This window comes from Bradyrhizobium sp. JYMT SZCCT0428 (assembly GCF_018131075.1).
Taxonomy (GTDB): Bacteria; Pseudomonadota; Alphaproteobacteria; order Rhizobiales; family Xanthobacteraceae; genus Bradyrhizobium.
The window spans coordinates 69,052-91,945 of the sequence record NZ_JAFCLS010000006.1 but is presented as its reverse complement, the minus strand read 5'-3'; the positions used below and the strand labels follow the sequence as shown (position 1 = coordinate 91,945).

The 22,894-nt window shown below is 63.2% G+C and carries 19 protein-coding genes, 1 tRNA gene and 1 pseudogene; 7 read left to right on the top strand and 14 right to left on the bottom strand.

The window, feature by feature from the left end:
• Positions 1 to 20: 20 nt before the first annotated feature.
• From JQ575_RS08060 to JQ575_RS08035, 6 genes and pseudogenes are all read right to left on the bottom strand, one after another.
• A pseudogene (locus tag JQ575_RS08060) lies at positions 21 to 1,918 on the bottom strand (dipeptide ABC transporter ATP-binding protein).
• 23 nt (positions 1,919 to 1,941) lie between these two features.
• The gene (locus JQ575_RS08055; RefSeq protein ID WP_212032688.1) at positions 1,942 to 2,868 is read right to left on the bottom strand and encodes a glyoxylate/hydroxypyruvate reductase A; all 927 of its coding nucleotides are present in this window, start codon (positions 2,866 to 2,868) and stop codon (positions 1,942 to 1,944) included.
• Between the two features lie 23 nt (positions 2,869 to 2,891).
• Positions 2,892 to 4,220, bottom strand: coding sequence for an FAD-binding oxidoreductase (locus tag JQ575_RS08050; protein ID WP_212032687.1), 1,329 nt, complete (start codon positions 4,218 to 4,220; stop codon positions 2,892 to 2,894).
• Positions 4,221 to 4,364: 144 nt separating this feature from the next.
• Positions 4,365 to 5,240: an ABC transporter permease gene (locus tag JQ575_RS08045; RefSeq protein WP_212032686.1), complete on the bottom strand. Its 876-nt coding sequence runs from the start codon at positions 5,238 to 5,240 to the stop codon at positions 4,365 to 4,367.
• Between the two features lie 3 nt (positions 5,241 to 5,243).
• Positions 5,244 to 6,194 carry an ABC transporter permease gene (locus JQ575_RS08040; protein WP_212032685.1) on the bottom strand — a complete coding sequence of 317 codons (951 nt, stop codon included), beginning with the start codon at positions 6,192 to 6,194 and terminating at the stop codon, positions 5,244 to 5,246.
• A gap of 26 nt (positions 6,195 to 6,220) precedes the next feature.
• A complete protein-coding gene (locus JQ575_RS08035) occupies positions 6,221 to 7,918 on the bottom strand; it encodes a peptide ABC transporter substrate-binding protein (protein ID WP_212032684.1) in 1,698 nt (565 codons plus the stop codon).
• A gap of 228 nt (positions 7,919 to 8,146) precedes the next feature.
• Between JQ575_RS08035 and JQ575_RS08030 the strand changes: the two genes are divergently transcribed.
• Complete coding sequence (locus JQ575_RS08030) at positions 8,147 to 8,782, top strand: helix-turn-helix domain-containing protein (RefSeq protein ID WP_212032683.1); 636 nt, start codon at positions 8,147 to 8,149, stop codon at positions 8,780 to 8,782.
• A gap of 109 nt (positions 8,783 to 8,891) precedes the next feature.
• Here JQ575_RS08030 and JQ575_RS08025 read toward each other — a convergent pair.
• A tRNA-Glu gene (locus JQ575_RS08025) sits at positions 8,892 to 8,966 on the bottom strand.
• A 486-nt stretch (positions 8,967 to 9,452) separates the two neighbouring features.
• Here JQ575_RS08025 and JQ575_RS08020 point away from each other — a divergent pair.
• From JQ575_RS08020 to JQ575_RS08010, 3 genes are read left to right on the top strand one after another with little or no spacing between them, the layout of a single operon-like run.
• A complete protein-coding gene (locus JQ575_RS08020; RefSeq protein WP_212032682.1) occupies positions 9,453 to 9,905 on the top strand; it encodes a (2Fe-2S)-binding protein in 453 nt (150 codons plus the stop codon).
• 2 nt (positions 9,906 to 9,907) lie between these two features.
• The gene (locus JQ575_RS08015; RefSeq protein WP_212032681.1) at positions 9,908 to 12,226 is read left to right on the top strand and encodes a molybdopterin cofactor-binding domain-containing protein; all 2,319 of its coding nucleotides are present in this window, start codon (positions 9,908 to 9,910) and stop codon (positions 12,224 to 12,226) included.
• A gap of 55 nt (positions 12,227 to 12,281) precedes the next feature.
• Positions 12,282 to 12,566: a hypothetical protein gene (locus tag JQ575_RS08010; RefSeq protein WP_249166517.1), complete on the top strand. Its 285-nt coding sequence runs from the start codon at positions 12,282 to 12,284 to the stop codon at positions 12,564 to 12,566.
• 68 nt (positions 12,567 to 12,634) lie between these two features.
• Here the strand turns inward: JQ575_RS08010 and JQ575_RS08005 are convergent, their stop codons facing one another.
• The 3 genes from JQ575_RS08005 to JQ575_RS07995 all read right to left on the bottom strand — a co-directional run bounded on the left by JQ575_RS08005 (position 12,635) and on the right by JQ575_RS07995 (position 15,547).
• Entirely contained in the window at positions 12,635 to 14,365 is a 1,731-nt protein-coding gene (locus tag JQ575_RS08005; protein WP_212032680.1) for a methanol/ethanol family PQQ-dependent dehydrogenase, read from the bottom strand.
• A gap of 77 nt (positions 14,366 to 14,442) precedes the next feature.
• Positions 14,443 to 15,084, bottom strand: coding sequence for a ubiquinol-cytochrome c reductase iron-sulfur subunit (locus JQ575_RS08000; RefSeq protein ID WP_212032679.1), 642 nt, complete (start codon positions 15,082 to 15,084; stop codon positions 14,443 to 14,445).
• A 127-nt stretch (positions 15,085 to 15,211) separates the two neighbouring features.
• Complete coding sequence (locus JQ575_RS07995; RefSeq protein WP_211998786.1) at positions 15,212 to 15,547, bottom strand: hypothetical protein; 336 nt, start codon at positions 15,545 to 15,547, stop codon at positions 15,212 to 15,214.
• A 14-nt stretch (positions 15,548 to 15,561) separates the two neighbouring features.
• On the opposite strand from JQ575_RS07995, the gene JQ575_RS07990 reads away from it, so the two are divergent.
• Both JQ575_RS07990 and rpoH read left to right on the top strand, forming a co-directional pair.
• Positions 15,562 to 16,578 (top strand): RluA family pseudouridine synthase, encoded by a 1,017-nt coding sequence (locus tag JQ575_RS07990; protein WP_249166516.1) that lies wholly within the window; start codon positions 15,562 to 15,564, stop codon positions 16,576 to 16,578.
• Positions 16,579 to 16,793: 215 nt separating this feature from the next.
• The gene (gene rpoH, locus JQ575_RS07985; RefSeq protein WP_192736706.1) at positions 16,794 to 17,693 is read left to right on the top strand and encodes an RNA polymerase sigma factor RpoH; all 900 of its coding nucleotides are present in this window, start codon (positions 16,794 to 16,796) and stop codon (positions 17,691 to 17,693) included.
• A gap of 291 nt (positions 17,694 to 17,984) precedes the next feature.
• Here rpoH and JQ575_RS07980 read toward each other — a convergent pair whose 3' ends face one another.
• The 4 genes from JQ575_RS07980 to JQ575_RS07965 form a co-directional block, all read right to left on the bottom strand.
• Positions 17,985 to 18,608, bottom strand: coding sequence for a peptidoglycan recognition family protein (locus JQ575_RS07980; protein ID WP_212032678.1), 624 nt, complete (start codon positions 18,606 to 18,608; stop codon positions 17,985 to 17,987).
• Between the two features lie 39 nt (positions 18,609 to 18,647).
• Positions 18,648 to 19,865: a GGDEF domain-containing protein gene (locus tag JQ575_RS07975; protein WP_212032677.1), complete on the bottom strand. Its 1,218-nt coding sequence runs from the start codon at positions 19,863 to 19,865 to the stop codon at positions 18,648 to 18,650.
• A gap of 732 nt (positions 19,866 to 20,597) precedes the next feature.
• Positions 20,598 to 21,212 (bottom strand): LysE family translocator, encoded by a 615-nt coding sequence (locus tag JQ575_RS07970; RefSeq protein WP_192736709.1) that lies wholly within the window; start codon positions 21,210 to 21,212, stop codon positions 20,598 to 20,600.
• A gap of 197 nt (positions 21,213 to 21,409) precedes the next feature.
• The gene (locus JQ575_RS07965; RefSeq protein WP_212032676.1) at positions 21,410 to 21,805 is read right to left on the bottom strand and encodes a response regulator; all 396 of its coding nucleotides are present in this window, start codon (positions 21,803 to 21,805) and stop codon (positions 21,410 to 21,412) included.
• A gap of 144 nt (positions 21,806 to 21,949) precedes the next feature.
• On the opposite strand from JQ575_RS07965, the gene JQ575_RS07960 reads away from it, so the two are divergent.
• Complete coding sequence (locus tag JQ575_RS07960) at positions 21,950 to 22,795, top strand: SDR family oxidoreductase (protein ID WP_212032675.1); 846 nt, start codon at positions 21,950 to 21,952, stop codon at positions 22,793 to 22,795.
• Positions 22,796 to 22,894 lie beyond the last annotated feature (99 nt).

Here is a 22,894-nt window from a genome sequence, read left to right as displayed (position 1 = left end):
CATGCGATTCGGGGTGCCGGTTAGCCCGACCATTCTTCGCCCCAAACCTGGACGACGTGGCCCGGTGTGACCTCGCGGTACTGGCGAACCGGAGGCTGGTAGTCGGGCGCGCGCACCGGACTTTTGATTTCGTCGTTGGATACACCGCGCTTCTCGCGCGGCGCGCCGGATCAGGGATCGGTACGGCCGCCATCAGCTTCCTGGTATAGGGATGCTGCGGATTGCCGAACACCGCCGCACGGGGACCGATCTCGACGATTTCTCCGAGATACATGACAGCGACACGGTGGCTCATCCGCTCGACCACCGCGATGTCATGCGAGATGAAGAGATAGGCAAGGCCCATGCTCGCCTGAAGGTCGAGCATCAGATTGACCACCTGCGCCTTGACCGAGACGTCGAGCGCCGAGACCGCCTCGTCGGCGATGATCAGCCTGGGCCCGAGCGCCAGCGCGCGGGCGATGCAGATGCGCTGGCGTTGCCCGCCGGAGAACTCGTGCGGAAAGCGCGACGCCATATCTGCCGTCAGTCCGACGCGAACCAACAGATCGGCAACCTTGTCGCGCGCCTGCGACGAAGAAGCCAGTCCATGGGCATAGAGCGGCGCGGCGACCGCCGAGCCGACCGACATGCGCGGATTGAGGCTCGCGAACGGATCCTGGAACACGATCTGCATACGCTTGCGCAAGGCGCGCAGGGCCCAGGCGCCCATGCCGAGGACATCCTCACCGTCGACCAGCACGGAGCCGCTGTCCGGCTCGACCAGCTTGAGGATGGACCGTCCCGTCGTCGACTTGCCGCATCCGGACTCACCGACAAGCGCCAGTGTTTCGCCGGCGTGCACGCTGAAGGATATGTTTTCCACCGCATGGACGCGGCCCGAGACCTTGCCGAACAGGCCGGAGCGGATCGGAAACCGCGTGGTCAGGTTGGCGACGTCGAGCACCGGCCGCTCTGATGCGGCGACCGTATCGGGCGTCTCCGTCGGTTCGTCCGACGTTCCCGTTACCTTGTCGACGATCGGAAATCGCATCGGCCGCGCCCGCCCTTCCATGGAGCCGAGACGCGGCACGGCGGAGAGAAGCGCGCGGGTATAAGGATGCGAAGGCGCGGCGAAGATCCGTGCGGTGCTGTCGGCCTCGACCGCCTGGCCGTCATACATTACCACGGTGCGGTCCGCGATTTCGGCCACCACTCCCATGTCATGCGTGATGAAGAGGATCGCCATGTCCTCTTCTTCCTGCAGAACCTTGAGGAGCTCGAGGATCTGCGCCTGGATCGTGACGTCGAGCGCGGTGGTCGGCTCGTCGGCGATGAGCAGCTTCGGCCTGCAAGCCAGCGCCATGGCGATCATCACGCGCTGGCGCATGCCGCCGGAGAAGCGATGAGGATGTTCGTGGAAACGCGACTTCGCCGCCGGGATGCGGACTCTCTCGAGAAGACGAACGGTCTCGGCTTCGGCCGCCGAGCGCGACATGCCCCGATGGTAGATCAGCGCTTCGGCGATCTGGAAGCCGATGGTCAGCACCGGATTGAGGCTGGTCATCGGTTCCTGGAAGATCATGGCAACTTCGTTGCCGCGCACATCCTGCATGGTCTGTTCAGGCAGCGTCAGGAGATCGCGGCCCGCAAGCTTGATGCTGCCCTCGATGCGGCCGTTCTCTTGCGGAATGAGCCGCATGATGGAGAGCGCGGTGACGCTCTTGCCCGAACCCGACTCCCCGACGATCGCCACCGTCTCTTTCGCGGCAACGTCGAACGACACGTTCCGGACGACGGGAATCCATTGCCCATCGCGGATGAACGAGGTGGTCAGGCCCGCGATCGACAGCACCGGCGAACCCGCTGCCTGGGCCGGCTTCACGCCGGTGGCGAGATGGTCAAGTCCGCTCTTTGGTACTCTTGGGCCAATACTCATCCTGAAGCTTTCAATGCCCGGTTTCAGTAGCCGCGGTCACGATCGACACGACCCGGCAGGGCTTCACCGCGGCGGTGGCGACCGATGGTATCGAGCACGAATTCGACCGCCGCTTCCGGCGTCGTCATGCTGGCGATATGTGGCGTAAGGAGAATGCGCGGATGGCTCCAGAACGGATGGCCCGCCGGCAACGGCTCGGGTTTGGCGACGTCGAGAACGGCTGCCGACAACAGGCCGCGCTCCAGAGCCGCAATGAGGTCTGCCTCGACCAGATGCCCGCCCCGCCCGACATTGACGAGTTTAGCACCACGCGGCAGCGCCTCGAACAGACCTGTGTTCAGGATGCCGCGGGTTTCATCGGTCAGCGGCAGCAGGCAGACAAGGATGTCGGTCTGCGCGAGGAAATCGGGCAATGTCTCCCGGCCCGCATAACACCTGACACCCTCGATGGTGCGTGGAGAGCGGTTCCAGCCCGCAAGCGGAAAGCCGAATAGTTTGAACCGTTCAAGCACCGCCTGACCGAGCAGACCGAGGCCCATCACGCCAACACGTCGTTTCGCAGCCGGCGTGACCCGGATCTCGCGCCATGTCTGCTCGCGTTGCTGGTCGATGAAGTGCAGGAGATCACGGTGCAGCGCAAGCACGGCCATGGTGACATATTCAACCATGCCCTCCGCGATGCCGGGCTCCAGCATGCGGATCAGCGGAACATGGGGCGGGATCTGCGAGAAATCGAATTGATCGACCCCTGCTCCGACCGAGAAGATGAGTTCGAGATTGGGGAAGGTTGCGGCGATGTTTTCCGGCGGCGCCCACACCGTCAGATAACGCACCTCTGCCGGATCGCCGATATCAGGCCAAAGCCGGAACGACAGCTCCGGGGCACGCTCTGCAAAAAAGCGCGCCCATTCCACACCTCGGATCGCGTTCGCCTTGTAGAGGAATGTCATGGCGCGGCCCCGATCCGATACCGCTAGAACAGGCTGACCGGCGCCAGCGGCCGGCCGTCGATCAGGCGGGTATGGCTGTAGGCCGCCGGATCGACCAGCGGCGTTTCGCCCGTGACGAGGTCGGCAGCGAGCTTGCCGGCTGCCGGGCCAATGCCGAAGCCATGACCGCTGAAGCCGGTCGCGAGGAAAAACCCCGGCATCGCATCGACACGTGAAATCACCGGAATGGTGTCGGGCGTCGTATCGATTGTGCCTCCCCAGGCCTCCGCGACTTCGATGCCCTTCAAATCAGGGTTTGACTTGATCAGCGCCGCGAGCGCCGAAGTGACCAGCGACATATCAGGCGCGGGATCGCGCACCCGCTCGGTCTCGAACGGCGAAGGCTTGTCGAGGCTCCAATTGGTGCCGCGCATGATCTGATCGAAGAACGACTTTCCGAACGACAGCTTCAGTCCCTTGCGGCGCTGCTTGTAGGTCGGCCAGAAGGTTTTGGCATATCGAAACAGATCCGGCGACACTTCCACCGTGCCGCGGCCGCGCAGCGCCAGCGTGAAGCCGCCATCGAGGCGGCGGCGAATGCAATAGAAGTCGGTGCCGAGCGCGCCCATCGTGATTTCCGGCGCCGGCGTGGTGCGGCACGCGGTGGCGTTGACGAGGCCGATCGGCAGTTCGATGCCGTGGCGCCGGCAAAACAGCGACGACCACGCCCCACCCGCCAGCAGCACGGACTGCGTGCGAATAGCCCCCTTCTCCGTGACGACCGCGCTCACCTGTCCGCCCTGGGTTTCGAGCCCGCGCGCGGCGCAGCCCTGATGAATCGTCACACCGTGCTTGCGCGCGGCGGCCGCGAGCGCCGGTACGGCCATCGAAGGCTCGGCGCGCCCGTCACTCGGCGTGTGCAAACCGCCGACCCAGGTGTCGGCATTGCCGGGCACGCGCTCAGCGACCTCAGCCGCCGACAAGACCGTCGAATGCACCTGCTGTTCGCGCGCAATCTCGGCCCACTTCTCCCACGCGGCCAGTTCCTGCGGGTTCTTGGTCAGGAACAAGACGCCGGTGCGCCGAAAGCCGGCATCGACGCCGGCGTCGTTCTGCATGTCTTCCCACAGCCGCAGCGCCTCGCGGGCCAGCGGGATCTCGGCGCGGGCACGGCCCTGCTGGCGGCACCAGCCCCAGTTGCGGCTCGACTGCTCCGCGCCGACATGCCCCTTCTCGATCAGCGCGACGGAGTGTCCTTTCTTCGCCAGATGATAGGCCGCCGAAACGCCGATGACGCCACCGCCGATGACGACAACATCGGCTTGCGACGGCAAGCGCTCGTCGCTTGTGATGCGGCTGAGTGGCGGGGACATGAGACTCTCCTGACAGCAAAGTTGACCGAAGCTAGAGCCTTTCCGTTCCGATTGTATCGGAACGGGGCTCTAGGTTTTTGTTTTGACGCGTTTTCTTCACGCGAACCGGTATCCACTTCGCTGGAAAACGCTCTAGTTGGCTCTTCATGGGATGTTCATGCGCGGGTCGAGGGCGTCGCGCAGTCCGTCGCCGAGGAAGTTGAAGCTGGTCACGGCCAGCGTGATGGCAATGCCCGGCGCAATCGCCAGCCAGGGCGCGCTCGTCATATAGATCTGCGCATTGTTGAGCATGTTGCCCCAGCTCGCGGCCGGCGGCTGAATGCCGAATCCGAGGTAGCTGACATAGGATTCGAGCAGGATCGCCTTGGCGACGTTGAGCGTCGCCGCAACCACGATCGGCGCCATCGCGTTGGGTACGAGTTCGCGGAACATGATCCGCAGGTTCGACGAACCGAACGCGACGGCGGCGATCGCGAACTCGCGTTCGCGAAGCGAACGGACCTGCGCTTCCACCACGCGGGCGACGCTCATCCACGCGGTGGCCGCGATCAGCAAGGTGGTGGTCATCAGACCCGGCTCGGTGAGCGCCGCTAGCGCCAGCAGCAGAAAGATCGCCGGGAAACAAAGCACGGCATCGACGAACCGCATCAGCACGGCGCCGATGACGCCGCCATAGAAGCCCGCGAAAGCGCCGACAAGGATGCCGACCGCCATGGCGATGGTCATGGCGACGATGCCGATGGAGAGCGATACGCGACCTCCCATCATCAGCCGCGCCAGCACATCGCGGCCGAGCTCGTCAGTGCCAAGGATGTGGGCTCCCGACAACGGCGGCGCGAACCGCTTCATGATGTCGATATAGGTGTCGTCGAACGGCAAAAGATAAGGGCCGAACGCCGAACCCAGCACGAGGATGACGATGGTCACGGCACCCGCCAAAGCGAGGCGGTGACGGCGGAAGCGCTGCCAGGCGGCCTGGCCGGGAGCAAGTTGGACGGTCTGCAAGGCTGCGGTGCTCATCGCCTATCCCACCCTGATCCGAGGATCGACGACGGCATAAAGGATGTCGGCGAGAAGCGAACCTATCAGCACCATCATGGCCGAAAACATCAGGATGCCCATCACGACCGGATAATCGCGATAGCCGATGGAATCGAGGAACAGCCGGCCCATGCCGGGCCAGGTGAACACGGTCTCGGTGACCAGCGCGCCGCCGAGCAATGTTGGAAACTGAAGACCCGCAACTGTTATCATCGGCAGCAGCGCGTTGCGCAAGGCATGCACGGTGAGGATGCGCCACTCCGGCATTCCCTTGGCGCGCGCCGTGCGGATGTAATCCTGGTTGATGACCTCGAGCATGGAGGAGCGCATGAAGCGTCCCCAGATGGCGGTCTCGACAAGTGCCAGCACCACGGCCGGTGCGATCAGATGATGCAGCAGATCGAGAAATGAGCCGTCACCGATCGTGTGCCGGTTGCCGGACGGCAACCAGCCGAGCTTCACCGAAAACAGATAGATCGTGACGAGCCCGAACCAGAACGTCGGAATGGAGAGCGCGATCATGGCGCCGACAGTTGCCAGCGAATCGAACAGGGAATAGCGGCGCACGGCGCCAAGCACGCCGATCCAGCAGCCGAGCAGAACCGCGATGAGGGTTGCGGTCGCCATCAGTTCGAGCGTGGCGCCGAGATGCGAGCCGATGACGGACAGCACGGCCTCGCCGTCCCGATAGGAGCGACCCCAGTCACCCCTGACCATGCGGCCGAACCAGTCGAGATACTGGATCGGCAGCGGACGATCGAGGCCCAGCTGTTTGGTGACGCGATCGAGGTCCTCCTGCGTCATTTGCGCCGAGGCGGCGAATTGCGAGAGCGGGCCGCCAGGCGCCAGATGGAGGATCGCAAAGCCGAGCGCCGAGACGATCACCAGCAACATGATCGCCTGCGCTAGGCGATTGGCGACGTAACGGGCCATTCAGGCAATCCCCCGGATCAGACGCGTCAGGTCCAGTACCATTCGCGAATGTTCCAGCAGTTGGACGAGGCGTTGATGTTGTGCCGGAAGCCTTGCAACCCTTCCTTGACGCCCTCGGTGATGGTGCCCTGGAACAGTGGCAGCACCGCGAGGTCGTTGCGGATCAGCTTCTGAAGGTCGCCATAGATCGCCTTGCGCTTTGCAAGATCGAACTGCTTGGCGCCCTCGGCGAGTAGCCGGTCGGCCTCCGGACTCTGGTATTGATAGGTGTTGAAGCCGCGTCCGCCTTTGGCCGGGATGGCGCCCGAGCCGAAGCGCGGCGTCACGTCCGGATCGCTGCCCAGCATGAAGTTCACCGACACCAGGACCGAGTTGAACTTCGACTGCTGCCAGAACTCGCCCCAGATGACCGCAGCCGGCATGTTGTTGACGCGCATCGCGGCGCCGATCGCGCGCCAGTCCTGAATCAGCAGCTGCTGGGTTTGCTCGCGCACGGCGTTGCCGGACGTGGTCGAGTTGGTGAATTCGAGCTTGGCGCCGCCCTTCTCGCGGATGCCGCCCGCGCCGCGGACCCATCCCGCCGCATCGAGCAGCGCATTGGCCTTCGCCGGATCGTAGCTGTGCTGCGGCAGGCCCTGCTGGAACGACCAGGCCTGTTGCGGCACGAAGCTTTCGGTCTGCGTCGGCAGGCCGTAATTGAGCGCGTCGATGATCGCCTTCTTGTTGATCGCGAGATAAAGCGCCTCGCGCACCGTGCGGTCGGTGAATGGACCGAAATCCAGGTTCGGCGCGACATGCTCCACCGAGGCCGTCGACGATACGAAAATCTTGCGGCCACGCAGCGTTTTCGCCTCTTGCACGAAGTTCGGCAGGATTCCCTGCAAGCCCGTGTAATCGACCTGGCCGGTGCGGAACTGGGTGTCCAGGACGGTCAGGTCCGGGATGTATTTGAAGACGACGCGCTCGAGATAAGGCCCCTTGCCGTGGTAGCCGGCATGGGCGTGCAACAGGATGTGGTCGCCCGGCACGCGCTCCCCCCAACGGAACGGTCCGGTCCCGACCGGTGCATTGTGGAACGGCGAGCTGTTCGGATCCGACACCTTCTCCAGGATGTGCTTGGGCACCATGCAGGTCAGCGACAGGATCGACATGTAGGGCGAATACGGCGCCTCCATGCGCCAATGAACCTCGTCGGGCGCGACGACCTTGATGTCCTTGACCAGGCTATGGCCGACGCGGTTGCGCGCGCGGAAATCGGGGTTGTTGATCAGCTCGATGGAGAATTTGACGTCGTCCGCCGTGAACGCCGTGCCGTCGTGCCACTTCACATTGCTACGCAGCTTGATCTTCCAGATCAGCCCATCGGCCGACAGCCCACCGTTCTCGATGGTCGGGATTTCGCGGGCAAGGTCAGGGACGAAGTTGCCGTCGGGATCGATGAACCACAGCTGCGAGAAGAGCTGCCACCAAACGCCCTGATCGACCTCGATACCGGGCATCAGGGGATGAAAGACGGTCGGCTCCTGCGACAGCGCCGCGATCACCTGCCCGCGTGGCTTGGCGGGCGGATTGCCCGGACGTTCGGTCTGGGCAAAGGCGGAAGTCGAAACGGTCAGTCCGGCCGCGGCACTGGCGCCGAGCAGCATGAACTGTCGGCGGTTCGGGATACCTGCGGTCAGATTGCCCAGCGCTGGAACGTCGAACTTGCCAATTTTGTCCGCCATGAACCCTCTCCGTTTCCGCACGAGGCGTCGTTTCCCCACGTCCGGGCTAAAAACCCGGCAATGGAGGGGATTGATCGAACTTTAGCATTTCTAAATATTTGCACAGAAATTTCATCACAGCTAAATAATCGAGTCAATCGTAATGATGGTATGACTGGTCAGTTTAGTAGGACTGATCGCGTTTGGTGCCGGCACGAAAAGGTTGGGCGGCGAGATATGGAGAACGATATGGGTGGCCGCAGCGGCGCGAGCGTTCCGAAGAACACCCAAACGATCGAAAGCGACGACGCGGTCGATCAGCGGCGGCTTGGCGAGACCGTGCGGTTGCTGCGCCAGCGCGCAGGCCTCTCTATCCAGGACGTCGCCAAACGTACCGGCCTGTCCACCGGCATGATCAGCCAGCTCGAACGCGCGCTCGCCATGCCGTCCGTGCGCACCTTGCGTCTCCTCAGCATCGCTCTCGAGGTGCCGATCTCCTATTTCTTCGGAGCAACCGACGCCGGCGAACCGCAGCGCTACATCGTTCGGAAGAATGATCGGCGGCTGCTTCGGCTCACCGCCAGCGGCGTCGTCAAGGAAGCACTCACCCCTGCCGAAAAGGGTGAACTCGAACTCTATGAACTCACGCTCAACCCCGGCGGCTCGTCGGGCACCGACTTCTTCCAGCACACCGGCGAAAAGGCAGGCTACATATTGTCGGGCAGCCTGCGTCTGTGGCTCGACCACGAAGCCCATGTCCTGGAGGCGGGCGACAGTTTCCGCTTCCCAAGCATCGTGCCGCACATGTTCGACAATCCGACGCAGCAGGTAGCGCGCGTCATCTGGGTGACGACGCTGCGCCGAACCGATCCGCCTGCGAGTTGAAGTGCGCGGCCGCCGACATTGTGAGAGCCGCAACGTCTCACGCGATTCTGCGCAAATGGAAAAACAGCATAGCGTGGCGAGCTGCTGACGCGGCCTGTGATCGGCGGCATGGCGCTCCCTAGGGGAATCGAACCCCTGTTTCAGCCTTGAGAGGGCCGCGTCCTAACCGCTAGACGAAGGGAGCGTACGGCAGAGGGAATAGCCGCGAAATCGTCCGGCTGCAAGGCGCTGAAGGCCATGGTTTTGCGTGATTTTGGCGGTCTGGCAGCGAAATCAGGCTTCAGGCGCCTTCAACTGAGCGACGGCGGCGACGGCCCCTGAGAATCCGGAACTCAGTGAGGACCGGGCGCGCATCTGCTGCCGGTGCAACGCCGGGCGCACGAACTCGATCTCCTCCGTTGCCGGGCCTCCGCCGTGGCGAGGAAACCGCCCGGCCGCCCTGCTCCTGACCAAGCGGCAAATCCAAACACCTGTCTGTGAAGTCACCGCGTCGTTAACGTCTGATAGCATCGCGGCATTCTTCATGCCGAGGCCGGCCAGGCCAGATCTCGAAAGGACATCCGCAAACAGCAAATTGCCTTGGAACCCGCGCGGCGATCCGAGCGAATGGAAATGTGTTCCGGCTCGCGCCGCAAACAGATCAACAGCTTAAAAAGAGCGAGGGACAGCCATGATCAAGGTGAAGATAAACGGCCAGGAACAAAATTGGGATGGCGATCCGGACCTTCCGTTACTCTGGTTTCTCCGTGACGAGGTGGGACTGACGGGGACCAAATATGGTTGCGGCCAGGCCCTGTGCGGCTCGTGCACCGTCATCATCGACAAGCAGGCCGTGCGCGCCTGCATCACCTCGGTTTCCGACGTGGCCGGCCGCGACGTTACCACCATCGAGGGCCTGCACCCGACCGGCGATCACCCGGTGCAGAAGGCCTGGCGCCAACTCAACGTCCCGCAATGCGGCTATTGCCAGACCGGCCAGATCATGCAGGGCGCCGCGCTATTGATGGACAACCCAAAACCTTCCCATGACCAGATCCGCGAAGCGATGGCGGGCAACATCTGCCGCTGCGGCTGTTACCAGCGCATCGAGAACGCCGTGCATCTCGCGTCAACGGGGGTATGATCATGAATATCCTCACCAATCCCAAAAAGCTCCGCGGCTTTGAGCGGCACCTCAAGGTCGAGAACGTCTCCCGCCGCAGCATCCTGAAAGGCCTCGGCATCGCCGGCGGCTTTGCGCTCGCGGCGCCCGTGATGTCACGCCCGGCTTTCGCCGCCTACGAGACCGGCGCATCGAAGATGCCGCACGGCACCGTGGTCGATCCACGCGTGTTCGTCTCGATCGCCCCCGACGGCATCGTCACCATCGTCGGCCACCGTGCCGAGATGGGAACCGGCGTGCGGACCAGCCTGCCGCTGATCGTCGCCGAGGAGATGGAGGCCGACTGGTCTCGCGTCCGGGTTCAGCAGGCGCCCGGCGACGAGGTTAAATACGGCAACCAGGATACCGACGGCTCGCGCAGCACGCGGCATTATCTGATGCCGATGCGCCAGATCGGCGCCTCGGCGCGCTCGATGCTGGAGGCCGCCGCCGCGAAACGCTGGGGCGTGCCGGCGACCGAAGTGAAGGCTCGCAACCACGAGGTGGTCCACGCTGCAAGCGGTCGCAAGATTGGCTTTGGCGAGCTTGCCGCCGATGCCGCCAGGGAATCGGTGCCTGGCATCGAAGGTTTGAAGCTGAAGGACCCGAAGGATTTCCGCTATCTCGGCAAGGGCCAGATCGGCATCGTCGACCTCAGGGACATTACCGTCGGCAAGGCGCATTACGGCGCCGATATTCGGCTGCCGGGCCTGAAATACGCCGTCATCGCCCGCCCGCCGGTGACCGGCGGCAAGGTGAAGTCGTTCGACGCGGCGGAAGCGATGAAGGTCTCCGGCGTCGAGAAGGTATTGGAGGTCAAGGGCTGGCCGTGGCCATCCAAATTCCAGCCGCTCGGCGGCGTTGCCGTGATCGCCCGCAACACCGGGGCGGCGATCAAGGGGCGTGACGCGCTGAAGATCGTCTGGGATGACGGCGCCAACGGCAAATACGACTCGGTCGCCTACCGCGCCTCGCTCGAGGAGGCCGCGCGCAAACCGGGACTGGTGGTGCGCAAGGAAGGCGACGCCGATGCGGCGTTGAAGAGCGCCGACAAGGTGATAACCGGCGAGTATTACGTGCCGCATCTGGCGCATGTCAGCATGGAGCCGCCGGTCGCGGTTGCCGATGTCAAAGGCGACAAGTGCGAAATCTGGGCGCCGGTGCAAAGTGCCGGCGGCACCCGCGAAGATGTCGCCAAGACGCTCGGCATCCCCGACGCCAACGTCACCGTCAACGTCACGCTGCTCGGCGGCGGTTTCGGGCGCAAATCGAAATGCGATTTCGCGATCGAGGCAGCGCTGCTGTCGAAGGAACTCGGTGCGCCCGTGAAGGTGCAATGGACGCGCGAGGACGATGTTCGTCACGGCTTCCTGCACACCGTTTCGCTGGAACGCATCGAGGCCGGGCTGGACAAGAGCGGCAAGGTGATCGCGTGGCGGCACCGCAGCGTGGCACCCACGATTGCCTCGACCTTCGCAGCTGGTGCGAAGCATGAGGCACCGTTCGAACTCGGCATGGGACTGATCGACAACCCGTTCGAGATCGCCAACCTGCAATGCGAGAATCCGGAAGCGGCCGCGCATACGAGGATCGGCTGGTTCCGTGCGGTGTCGAATATCCCGCGCGCCTTCGCGGTCCAGTCCATGGTCGCCGAAATCGCTTCTGCGACCAAGCGCGACCCGAAGGACATGCTGCTGGAGCTGATCGGATCGCCGCGGCTCGTCAACCTGTCGTCGGTTAAGGATCCCTGGAACTATGGCGAGCCCTATAGCAGCTATCCGATCGACACCGCCCGCCTTCGCAAGGTGGTCGAGCTGGTCGCCGACAAGGGCGGCTGGGGACGGTCCGTGCCGAAAGGCCACGGGCTCGGCATCGCCGTGCACCGCAGTTTCGTCAGCTACATCGCGACCATCGTCGAGGTCGCCATTGACGACAAGGGCAAGCTCACGGTGCCGAGGGTCGATACCGCGATCGATTGCGGAACCTATGTCAATCCGGAGCGCATCGAATCCCAGATCGAGGGCGCTGCGATCATGGGGCTGAGCCTTGCCAAATATGGCGAGATCACCTTCAAGGACGGCAAGGTGCAACAGGGCAATTTCGACGATTTCCCTGTGATCCGCATGGACGAATCCCCGCTGGTAACCCACGTCTATATCGTGCCGCCCGGCCCCGACACGCCGCCCAGCGGCGTCGGCGAACCCGGCGTGCCGCCGTTCGCACCGGCGCTGATCAATGCGATCTTCGCCGCCACCGGAAAGCGCATCCGGAGCCTGCCGATCGGCAAGCAACTGGAGGCTTGATAAGGAACGTTAAAGGGCTGTGGCCGTTTTCATCGATCTGACAGGAGCCAGGTCGATGAAAAGGTCGATGAAAATCACGATGGTGAAGTTGGGGACGCTCGCGGCAACCTTGCTGTCGGGCGTCCTGTTTTTTGACATGCAGGCAGCGAACGCCCAAACCAACGCTGCGCCGGACACAACGGCAACCCGGCCGGCGAAGACGCCGTCAGGCCAGACTTCGATTCCAAGCAGCGGGCCGCCGGCCACGACGACGCAAACCACCGGCGAAGCCAGCCGGGATCCGACCATCAAGCAGATGAACGAAACCGAAAAGTCGAAGGTCGATTCCAAAGGCAAATGACTTGAAAAAAAGCGGCGGGTTGAACCCGCCGCTTTCTACGCCACCCCTTCCGCCGATTTGTTCGGCCGTCACTTCTTGACGGCGAATACCCAGACGACGCCGCCCTGCGGCACGTTGTTCTCGATGCCCACGTTATTTTGGGTCGCCAGCGCGTCCTGGATGCGCTGCGCATCCACGCCCCAGCCGGACTGCACCGCGATATATTGCGTGCCATCGACCTCATAGGCGATCGGCATGCCCACGATGCCGGAGTTGGTCTTCTGCTCCCACAACTTCTCGCCCGTCTTGGCGTGATAGGCACGGAACATCCGGTCGTTGGTGCCGCCGACGAAAACGAGGTCACCCGCCGTCGCCGTCACCGAGCCGAACAATTGGGATTTGGGGAAATTCTGCTGCCAGACCTTTTTCCCGGTGGCCGGATCCCACGCCTGCAGTTCGCCAAAATGATCGGCGCCGGGGCGAACCTTCAGGCCGATGTCTTCGGGCTTGGTGCCGAGCCAAAGCTGGCCCGCAACCAGCGGCACTTTCTCGCCGGTGAAGCCGCCGCAGAAATTCTCGTTGGCGGGCACGTAGACCAGGCCGGTCTTCTGGCTATAGGCCGCCGACGGCCAATCCTTGCCGCCCCACAATGACGGACAGAATTCGACCCGCTTGCCAATCACCGGCTTGTGCGCGGGATCGACGATCGGCCTGCCGGTCTCCGGCTCGATGCCTTTCCAGACGTCGGTGTGAACAAAGGGCCAGCCGCTGACGTAGTTGATCTTGTCCGCCTTGCGCTCAAGCACCCAGAAGATCGCGTTGCGGCCGGGGTGAATCAGGCTCTTGATGGTGCGGCCGTCCTTTTGCAGGTCGACCAGCATCGGCGCTTCGACTTCGTCCCAGTCCCATGAATCGTTCTGATGGTACTGGAAGTATGTCTTTATCCTTCCGTTCTCGGGGGCGAGCGCGAGCACCGAGGTGGAGTAGAGATTGTCGCCGGGATGCGTATTGCCCGGCCAGGGTGCGGCGTTGCCGGTGCCCCAATAGATGGTCTTGGTTTCGATGTCGTAATTGCCGGTCATCCAGGCCGGCGCCCCGCCCGATTTCCAGTCGTCACCGCTCCAGGTTTCGTGTCCGGGTTCGCCAGGGCCCGGAATCGTAAAGGTGCGCCACAATTCCTTGCCGTTCTCGGCGTCATAAGCGACGACATAGCCGCGCACGCCGAACTCACCGCCGGAACCGCCAACAATCACCTTGCCGTCGACGATCAGCGGCATCAGCGTCAGGTACTGACCCTTCTTGTAGTCCTGAACCTTGGTGTCCCACAGCACCTTGCCGGTCTTGGCGTCGAGCGCGACGACGTGATCGTCGGTCGTCGCAAGATACAATTTGTCCTGCCATAATCCGACGCCACGGTTGGTCGGGTGCAATTGAAAGAGATCGTCGGGAAGCTGGCGCTTGTATCGCCAATACTCATCGCCGGTCTTGGCATTGAGCGCGATCACCTGCCCCGCCGGGGTCGCGACGAACATCACGCCGTTGTTGACGATCGGCGGAGCCTCATGGCCTTCGACCACACCGGTCGAGAAGGTCCATACCGGCGTGAGGTCCTTGACGTTCGAGGTGTTGATCTGGTCGAGCGGGCTGTAGCCCTGCCCGTCATAGGTCCGGCGATACAGCATCCAGTTGCCGGGTTCGGGTTTTTCGAGGCGGGCCGACGTCACCGGGCTGTAATTCTCGATCGGTCCAGCGCCGGCTGCGGCAGAGACAAGGCACGTGAATGCGACAGAGCTCGACAATAACCATTGTTTCGTGGTCATGAGACGCAACCTCCCTGTTTTGTTTTTTTCATTCATTCCATGGTCGTGCGAATACCCGATGCGGCTTCATCCTCGAGTTAGGTACCTACCTTTCCGATGAATGTTGCAGTGACGGTGAGGGCACCATCCGTGATCGCCAGCGGAAGCGCCGCGAGGCGCCGCGGCGCTGGCCCGAACAGGACTTTTGCGCTTTCCCGCGGATCATATTCGGAGTTGTGGCAGGCACATTTGAACACGAGCTTGTCGCCCGACGCCTGTTTCACCCAGCCGGTGACCGGACATCCCGTGTGCGAACAGATCAGCGAATAGGCGACGATGCCGTCGGCGCTGCGTGATCGCGTGTCATCATCGAGTTCGGCTGGATCGAGCCTGACCACCAAGAGCTCGTTCAACCGCGAGCCCTTGCGGATCACGGCGGTCTTGGGGTCCTTTGGCCAGGCGCGCACAGGAGGCCCGCCGAGCTTCAAATCCTCCGGCTTGATGGCCTCACCGGCGTGGTCGCCTTCCGAGAAAACGAGCGTGTCGGCTTTTTGCGGCCGCAGATTGCTGCCCGGCTGATCATCCTCGGCAACGGAGTGCTCTGGAGCAGCAAGACAGGCGCACGTCGCAAGCGCCGTCAGCAGCATCGCACGCCGCGTTGGATCGGAACATGAAACCGCGCCATCGTGTTCGACGATCTCGTCGACGGGAACCGCGGCGCTGGGGTTGGATTCCGACATGGCGCAAGCTGAGCGTGTAACTCAGCCAAAAAAATGGCGAGCGTCCAGCTTGCCAGCGTTGCTGCTACGCGAAAAATCGCCTTGCATTCTGAAGTTGAGTTCGACGAGCGGCTGTTAATCGCTCCGCTCAGGGCTCGCTCACGAATTTCAGCTGCCCTACAGGTTTCAGCGTCTTTGCATCAAATGTGCGGATTTCAGTTACGCCGCCGATATCGAGGGTCACGACCAGCCGGTCGCCGGCGACGCCGGTGGACACGATACGGGCGCCTTTCGGCAAGCTTGCCGTGGTATCTGATATCGCTGCGGGGCTTCCCTCGCTGCGATAAAGACGATAGCCGATGGCGGTCAGGACGATGGCGACGGCGAGCGCCGAGGTCAGGCCCGCAATCAGCATCATCCGCCGCACCCGCGCAAACAGCGCGGCCTGTTCGGGGGTCGGTTCGGGCGCAACGGTATCAGTCATGCAAAGGCTCTTCTTTGGAACAGGTCACGTCTTCGAATAACGGCGAGCGGCTGGAGGTCACGGTCGGCGGCGACGAAGGATCGCCCCGGCTCGACCGTGTGCTCGCGGTGCTTCGCCCCGAACTGTCGCGGTCCCGCCTGAAGGCGTTGATCCTCGCCGGTTCCGTCACCGCCAAGGGCACCCCCATTCGCGACCCCGCTTATCATGTTGCCAAAGGCGATACGATCACAATCGACGTTCCCGAGGCCACCCCGCCCGAGCCAAAGGGCGAGGATATCGCGCTCGATATCGTCTTCGAGGATGAGGACATTATCGTCATCGACAAGCCAAAGGGCCTGGTCGTGCATCCCGCGGCCGGCCACGAAACCGGCACGCTGGTGAACGCGCTGATTGCCCATTGCGGTGCAAGCCTTTCCGGCATCGGCGGCGTCCGCCGCCCGGGCATCGTGCACCGGCTCGACAAGGACACGACGGGGCTGATGGTCGTCGCCAAAAACGACCGCGCGCATCAATCGCTGACGGCGCAATTCGCCGACCATGGCCGTACCGGCCCGATGCGGCGCGGCTATATGGCCTTTATCTGGGGCGTGCCGAACCGCCAGCGCGGCACGGTCAATGCGCCGATCGACCGGCATCCCTTTGCCCGCGAGAAAATGGCGGTGCGCGACAGTGGCCGTGAAGCGGTTACTCATTGGGAGTTGCAGGCGGCCTTCAATGGCCGGGACGGCAAACCGGTCGCCTCGCTGCTGGCTTGCCAGCTCGAGACCGGACGGACCCATCAGATCCGGGTGCATCTTACCCATATCGGCCACCCCCTGATGGGCGATGCGGTCTATGGCCCGCACTTCAAGACCAAGGCCGGCCAGCTCGGGCCCGGAGGTCAGGCTGCCTTGGCCGCCCTCGGCCGGCAGGCCCTGCACGCCTACCTGCTTACCTTGGAGCACCCAAGGACAGGGGAAATTTTGCACTGGGAGGCGGCTCTGCCGGAGGATTTGCTTCTCCTGCAGGGCACCCTCGAAGCGGCGCTATGACGCAGCCGATTCAGAAAAGTGATGCTATGCCAATAGGTTATGGCAGGCACACGGGGACGTGACGTCAGCATTCCTTCCCTATCGGCCCCCATTTGGTGTATGTTGCACCTGCGCTGAATATCCAGCGCGGAACATCGCAGCCTGGTCGGCTTTAACACAGCGATCACCTGCCGGGCCCGCCGCTATCGGGGGCCTGAACCACTGGAGGGCGCTCAATGGCCCGTACAGCTACGTTGCCGGTTCTCAATGGAGAATCCGGCCTTTCTAGATACCTCGCCGAGATCCGCAAATTTCCGATGCTGGAACCCCAGCAGGAATACATGTTCGCCAAGCGTTGGCGCGAACATGACGATCGCGACGCGGCACATCATCTTGTCACCAGCCATCTCCGGCTCGTCGCCAAGATCGCCATGGGCTATCGCGGCTACGGCCTGCCTATTTCCGAGGTCGTCTCGGAAGGCAATGTCGGCCTGATGCAGGCGGTCAAGCGGTTCGAACCCGAAAAGGGCTTCCGACTCGCTACCTACGCCATGTGGTGGATCAAGGCGTCAATACAAGAGTACATTCTGCGTTCCTGGTCGCTCGTCAAAATGGGCACCACCGCGAACCAGAAAAAGCTGTTCTTCAACCTGCGCAAGGCGAAGAGCAAGATCTCCGCGCTGGACGAGGGCGATCTCCGCCCCGATCAGGTGGCGATCATTGCCAAGCGCCTCGGCGTGACGAATCAGGACGTGATCGACATGAACCGCCGCCTCGGTGGCGACGCGTCGCTCAACGCTCCGATCCGCGACGACGGTGAAGCCGGCGAATGGCAGGACTGGCTGGTCGATAACTCGCCCAATCAGGAAGCCATCATGGCTGAACACGAGGAGTTCGATCATCGCCGGCAGGCGCTGAACGGCGCCATCGGTGTGCTCAACCCGCGCGAACGCCGCATCTTCGAGGCGCGGCGTCTGGCGGAAGAGCCGATGACGCTGGAAGACCTCGCCGCCGAATTCGGCGTGTCGCGCGAGCGCGTGCGGCAGATCGAGGTCCGTGCTTTCGAGAAGGTGCAGTCGGCCGTCAAGGGCACGATTGCCCGGCAGGAAGCCGCAGTGCTCGAAGCCGCGCACTAGTTTCGCGGCCAAGCCAATGAACGACGAAAGCCGGCGGCAACGCCGGCTTTTTGTTTTGGGGGGTGTTGGTTCTACACCACCGCTGTCGTCCCCGCGAAGGCGGGGACCCATACGCCGCGGCCGACGTGAGAGAGGCAGCGTTAGTTGCCTTTCTTACCACGTCGCATCAATGAACATTTGTGGCTATGGGTCCCGGCTCAAGGCCGGGACGACGAACTCACTAATAGTCAGCAATTAATCCGCGATGCTGGTGGACTGGTTCAGCGTGCTCCAGCGCCCCGAGATTGAAGCCTACTCGCCCCACTCCCGCGCCAGCTTTGCAAGCTCGCAGCCTTCGCAATACCGGGCGTCCTTGTAGTCGATCCAGTTATGCGCATAGACCTGCGTCAGCGGGATGCCGTAACGCGCGCGCAGTACCTTGACCAGGATGCGCCACGCCGCCACCTGCGCCTCGGTGGGGCCGCGCGTCACATCGGGGAAATTGCCGGCGAATTCCACGCCGACCGAATTGTTGCCGACCACCTGACGAAAGGTCGGGCGGTTGTCGATGTATTTGTTGTCGTTGCGGTTGCCGCCATCGCCGTGGGTCGGCACCAGATTTTCCGGCACCGCCCAGTACACGGTGCCGTCGGTTTCGACCCAGACCATGACGCCGCGCCGCGTCGGATTTTTGGACTGCGCCTGCGCGCCGCCACGGGCCGAGCCGGCCGGGCCTTCGGTCTGGTGAACGATGATGTTGCGCCAGGGATGCGCCTTTGCAACGTCGCCCCATGGCGCCAGCCAGACCATCTTCAACCCCGGAATCTCGGGCGTGCCGGACGATCGCGCGATGCTGGCGAGGTCGGGCGTTTGGGCGGATGCGGGAAGAGTGAACGCGATGGCGCAAAGCGCGATCGCAAGGCGGCGGAGCTTCATACGCTAGGGATCCAGTGACGACCCCTTGAGTAACATGCTTCAGGCGCGCTTGCGCAAGCTCGCATCCGCCAGCACGGATATTTCGATCCCGGGCGCCAGCGGCGGCGCGGGCTCGTAGGTCGCAAAGCAGTTTCGGCCGCCCTTCTTGGCGTCGTAGAGCGCGTGGTCGGCGGCCGCGATCAGACGGTCGGGGAACGCCCCCATCTCCCGGGTCCATTGTGCGACACCGATCGAGACCGAGATCGGAATATCCTTGCCCATGCATTGTTCGGCATCGGCGCGGCATACTTCCAGCACCCGGCGCGCGATCATCGCGCCCTCGCGCAAGGTCGAGGACGGCAGCACGATGCAGAACTCGTCCCCGCCCGACCGCGCCAGCATGTCGCCGGGGCGCAGGCGGGTTTGCGCCATCAGGGTGAAATGCTGCAGGCAGGCATCGCCGGCGGCGTGACCGTAGGTGTCGTTGATGCCCTTGAAGCCGTCGAGGTCGATCACGAGCAGTGCGAACGGCTGGTTGCTGCGCTCCGAGCGGGCGCATTCCTCGGTCAGGCGCTGCACCAGATGGCGACGGTTGCCGACGCCGGTGAGGTCGTCGAGCAGCGCCAGATCGGCGACTTCGCTGCGCAGATGGTCCATCGCCATCAGCAGGAAGCCGAAATTCAGCGCCATCGACAGGAACACCATCACCAGGATCATACCCGACTGCACCGGGCTGAACTGCATGTAGTTGACGCTGCCGACGATGCCGCCGACCAGCCGGATTCCATAGATGGCGATGATGAGGCTCGCGACGATGGCGGCCAGCCGCGCGCCCGGATTGACGCGGCCCTGATGCGGGGTCAGCAGCAATCTGATGCTCAGCGCCAGCGGAAGAACCTGGGCGATGGTGAAGATGGTGATGCGCGCCGGCGCGCTGTCATAGGCGAACATGAAAAAGGAAAGGCCGGCGAAGCTCAGCCCCATCACCAGCCAGGTGGCGCGCCACGACACCGGCTTCTCGAAGAATTTCTGGACGCCCATCGCGGCGAGGCAGAGCGCGAAAATCATCGCGGTGCCCGCGCCGAGCAGCGGCCAGAGTGCGTCGGTCACGACGCGCAGCATCGCAACGGCCGCGCCTGCCGCCGCCATGAACGAGGAGCCGGTCCAGTATCGCGCGGCGTAGAATGACGGATAGCTGCGGATCACGTAGGCCCAGATCAGGCCCAGCGCGAGAAAATTGATGACGAACACCGTCCACAGCGTCGGAACGCTCAGCATCGCGTGCCCGGGACGTTTGCGGCCCCGTCTCCCCTGTTAGATCGCCCCAATAAATCGCTCAAGGCTTTCACCTCCGCGGGCGTTTCCCCGATCGACAATCCCCGTTGTCTTGCGGACAAGGTGCGCCCTTCTCGCTTAACGGACTCTCACCGTCGCCGGGTAATCAATACCGTGGTTTTAAATTGATGAAGAGCGCACGCGTTGGGGCATCGTTAAGCATGACACGGCAGGCGCGATCGGCGCTACCGAACGGCATTTTCGCGGAAAAGCACGTCAAAATGCATAACAGCTGTGGATAACGTGATGACGGCGACGTGACAGCACGCGGCATCGCGCCGCGAATCTGTTGCAATTGCTCTCGAGGATGTTGCGAGGTTGGCCCTCCGCCAAGCATGCCTCGGAGTCGCGTTTCAATCCATTAAAACCTTGAGAGGATTTACTATGGCTAAGAAAGCGAAGAAGGCGAAAAAGGCGAAAAAGGCGAAGAAGGCCAAGAAGTCGAAGAAGTGAATTTCAGCCCGGGTGGGGCGCTCAGTTCCGCCCGGGCTTCCACTTTCAAGGCCGCCACTTTCAAAGCTCGACTTTCAAGGCTGCACTTTCAAGGCTCTACATACGTTCAAGGCTTTCACGTTCAAGCCTCCCAATTGCAAAACCATTCGATTTCGAAAGCAGCGGGCCTCGGGCCCGCTTTTTTGTAACCCGAATATACGCTGAGCCTTTTTTGCCCTGAGTCTATCTCTCCGCAAACGCCAGCTTCGCGCCCAGCGCGGCAAATCCCGCCGCAAAGCTGCGGCGCAGCCAGGCCATCACCCTGGGCCGGGTGATGACGCGGTCGCGGACGCCGGCTGCGAACAGGCCATAGATCGCGAACACCGCAAACGTCATCGCCATGAAGACCCCGCTCAATTCCAGCATCCGCGCCAACGGATAGGCCTCGTCGACGGCGATGAACTGCGGCAGGAAGGCGAGGAAAAAGATCGAGAGCTTTGGGTTGAGGATGTTGATCAGCACCGCCGTGACGATCACCCGCCGGCTCGATCGCCCCGGCGCCGGCCGGGCGTCGATCGCAAGCGCGCCGGTTTCGCGCAGCGCCTGCCACGCCATGAAGAGCAGATAGACCACGCCGCACCATTTCAGCACCGCGAACGCCAATGCGCTGGTGTGCAGCACGGCGGCAAGCCCGAGCATCGCCGCCAGCATCTGCGGCAGGATGCCGAGCGTGCAGCCGAAGGCGGCGGCGATCGAGGCGCGGCCGCCTTGCGTCAGCGCCACCGCCAGCGTGTAGAGCACGCCGGTGCCGGGGGATGCGACCACGATCAGCGTGGTAAGCAGGAAGGACCATGTCATCAACGAGACCCCATTGGCTGCGAAAGCGGCGCCGGTCGGCCATATCATGGCGCGGCCGGTTGCGAAAGCAGCGCACCCGAAACCCTGGGATCACGAAGCCGTGCTGGCTTCTGCTTGATTACGTCACGCCCGGCCTTTGCCGCCAAGACGTGGATGGCCGGGTCAAGCCCGGCCATGACGAGTAAATGGATTTCCGCTTACGCCTCGCCCATCCGGCTCCAGGCGATCGACATCCTTTCCGCCTCGCGGATCACGTCCAGCGGCGCCCAGGGCTTCGCCCAGAATCTGGCGCCATCCGGCAGCTGCTGCCGCAGCGGTTTGCCCGAGGTGACGATCACATCGATGTCCGGATTGAATCTCTTGGCGACATGCGCGAGCTCCACGCCGTTCTTGTGGCCGGCGAGCTGGACGTCCGTCATGACAAGCACGAGGCTCGCCCCCGCCTCCTCCAGCACCAGTTCGGCGGCCTCCGCGCTTTCGCACTCGATCACGTCCATGTCGCTTTCTTCCAGCAACAGGCAGATCATTTCCCGCTGCATCGGATCGTCTTCGACAACGAGTGCGGTCGCACGAAAGGGTTTTGATTGTCCCATGAGTCGCCCTCCTGAATGGGTATTCATCAACCTAACGGGGGTTAAAGCGGAAAATAGCTTTATGTTCGGTTCCAATTTGCGAAAGATGCGGGAACCCGCGCAACGCGGCCTGCCTGTTTTCTCATCTGTTGGAGCTGACCTCGCATGACTGCCATCAATGGATCGGCCGCCGCCGTGACCGGCGCGGCCAGCGGCATCGGCCGCGCTTTGGTGCTTGAACTGGCCGCGCGCGGCTGCGATCTCGCGCTGGCCGACCGCGACGAGGCCGGGTTGCAGCAGGTCGCCGCCGAGATCGGGAAGGCGCACCAGCGCAAGGTCACCACGCACCGCGTCGATGTCGGCGAACCCGGCCAGATCGCGGAATTCGCTGAAGCCGCCAGCGCGGCGCATCCCAGGCTGAACATCGTGATCAACAATGCCGGCGTCGCATTGCTCGGCCAGTTCAGCGAGATCGAACAGGCGCAGATGGACTGGCTGTTCAACATCAATTTCTGGGGCACGGTGCACGGCACGCGCGCGTTCCTGCCGATCCTGGCGAAGCAGCGCGAGGCGCATATCGTCAATCTCTCCTCGATCTTCGGCATCATCGCGCCGCCCGGCCAGACCGCCTATAGCGCGGCGAAATTCGCGGTGCGCGGCTTCTCGGAAAGCCTGCGGCACGAGCTCGCGATGGCGAACAGTTCAGTGCGATTGTCGGTGGTGCATCCCGGCGGCGTCGCCACCAGCATCGTACGCAATTCCCGCACCGTCACCGGCGTCACCGACAACGCCCGCCGCGCGCAATCGATCGACCGCTTCGATGCGGTGGCGAAGACGACGCCGCCAGTGGCGGCACAGCGCATCATCCTCGGCATCGAGAAAAACCAGCCGCGGATTCTGATCGGCAACGATGCGTGGTACATGGATTTGCTGCAGCGATTTCGTCCGGCGACGTACTGGGCGGTGCTGGCGAAGCGGCTGGAAAAGGCTGTCAATGCGGGGGTGAAGTAGCTCACCGCACCGGTACGTTCCCTCCCCCTTGCGGGGGAGGGTTAGGGAGAGGGGTTCTCACGGGCAGTCTCGCTTGGAGCCACCCCTCTCCCCAGCCCT

Coding starts and splice junctions, on each gene's coding strand:
- JQ575_RS07975 (WP_212032677.1), bottom strand. CDS start 19,865: ATGCTGAGCGTTCCGACGCTGTGGACGGTGTTCGTCATCAATTTTCTC.
- JQ575_RS08045 (WP_212032686.1), bottom strand. CDS start 5,240: ATGAGCACCGCAGCCTTGCAGACCGTCCAACTTGCTCCCGGCCAGGCC.
- JQ575_RS08050 (WP_212032687.1), bottom strand. CDS start 4,220: ATGTCCCCGCCACTCAGCCGCATCACAAGCGACGAGCGCTTGCCGTCG.
- rpoH (WP_192736706.1), top strand. CDS start 16,794: ATGGCCCGTACAGCTACGTTGCCGGTTCTCAATGGAGAATCCGGCCTT.
- JQ575_RS08015 (WP_212032681.1), top strand. CDS start 9,908: ATGAATATCCTCACCAATCCCAAAAAGCTCCGCGGCTTTGAGCGGCAC.
- JQ575_RS08000 (WP_212032679.1), bottom strand. CDS start 15,084: ATGTCGGAATCCAACCCCAGCGCCGCGGTTCCCGTCGACGAGATCGTC.
- JQ575_RS08005 (WP_212032680.1), bottom strand. CDS start 14,365: ATGACCACGAAACAATGGTTATTGTCGAGCTCTGTCGCATTCACGTGC.
- JQ575_RS07995 (WP_211998786.1), bottom strand. CDS start 15,547: ATGACTGATACCGTTGCGCCCGAACCGACCCCCGAACAGGCCGCGCTG.
- JQ575_RS07960 (WP_212032675.1), top strand. CDS start 21,950: ATGACTGCCATCAATGGATCGGCCGCCGCCGTGACCGGCGCGGCCAGC.
- JQ575_RS08055 (WP_212032688.1), bottom strand. CDS start 2,868: ATGACATTCCTCTACAAGGCGAACGCGATCCGAGGTGTGGAATGGGCG.
- JQ575_RS08030 (WP_212032683.1), top strand. CDS start 8,147: ATGGGTGGCCGCAGCGGCGCGAGCGTTCCGAAGAACACCCAAACGATC.
- JQ575_RS07965 (WP_212032676.1), bottom strand. CDS start 21,805: ATGGGACAATCAAAACCCTTTCGTGCGACCGCACTCGTTGTCGAAGAC.
- JQ575_RS08040 (WP_212032685.1), bottom strand. CDS start 6,194: ATGGCCCGTTACGTCGCCAATCGCCTAGCGCAGGCGATCATGTTGCTG.
- JQ575_RS08020 (WP_212032682.1), top strand. CDS start 9,453: ATGATCAAGGTGAAGATAAACGGCCAGGAACAAAATTGGGATGGCGAT.
- JQ575_RS08010 (WP_249166517.1), top strand. CDS start 12,282: ATGAAAAGGTCGATGAAAATCACGATGGTGAAGTTGGGGACGCTCGCG.
- JQ575_RS08035 (WP_212032684.1), bottom strand. CDS start 7,918: ATGGCGGACAAAATTGGCAAGTTCGACGTTCCAGCGCTGGGCAATCTG.
- JQ575_RS07970 (WP_192736709.1), bottom strand. CDS start 21,212: ATGACATGGTCCTTCCTGCTTACCACGCTGATCGTGGTCGCATCCCCC.
- JQ575_RS07980 (WP_212032678.1), bottom strand. CDS start 18,608: ATGAAGCTCCGCCGCCTTGCGATCGCGCTTTGCGCCATCGCGTTCACT.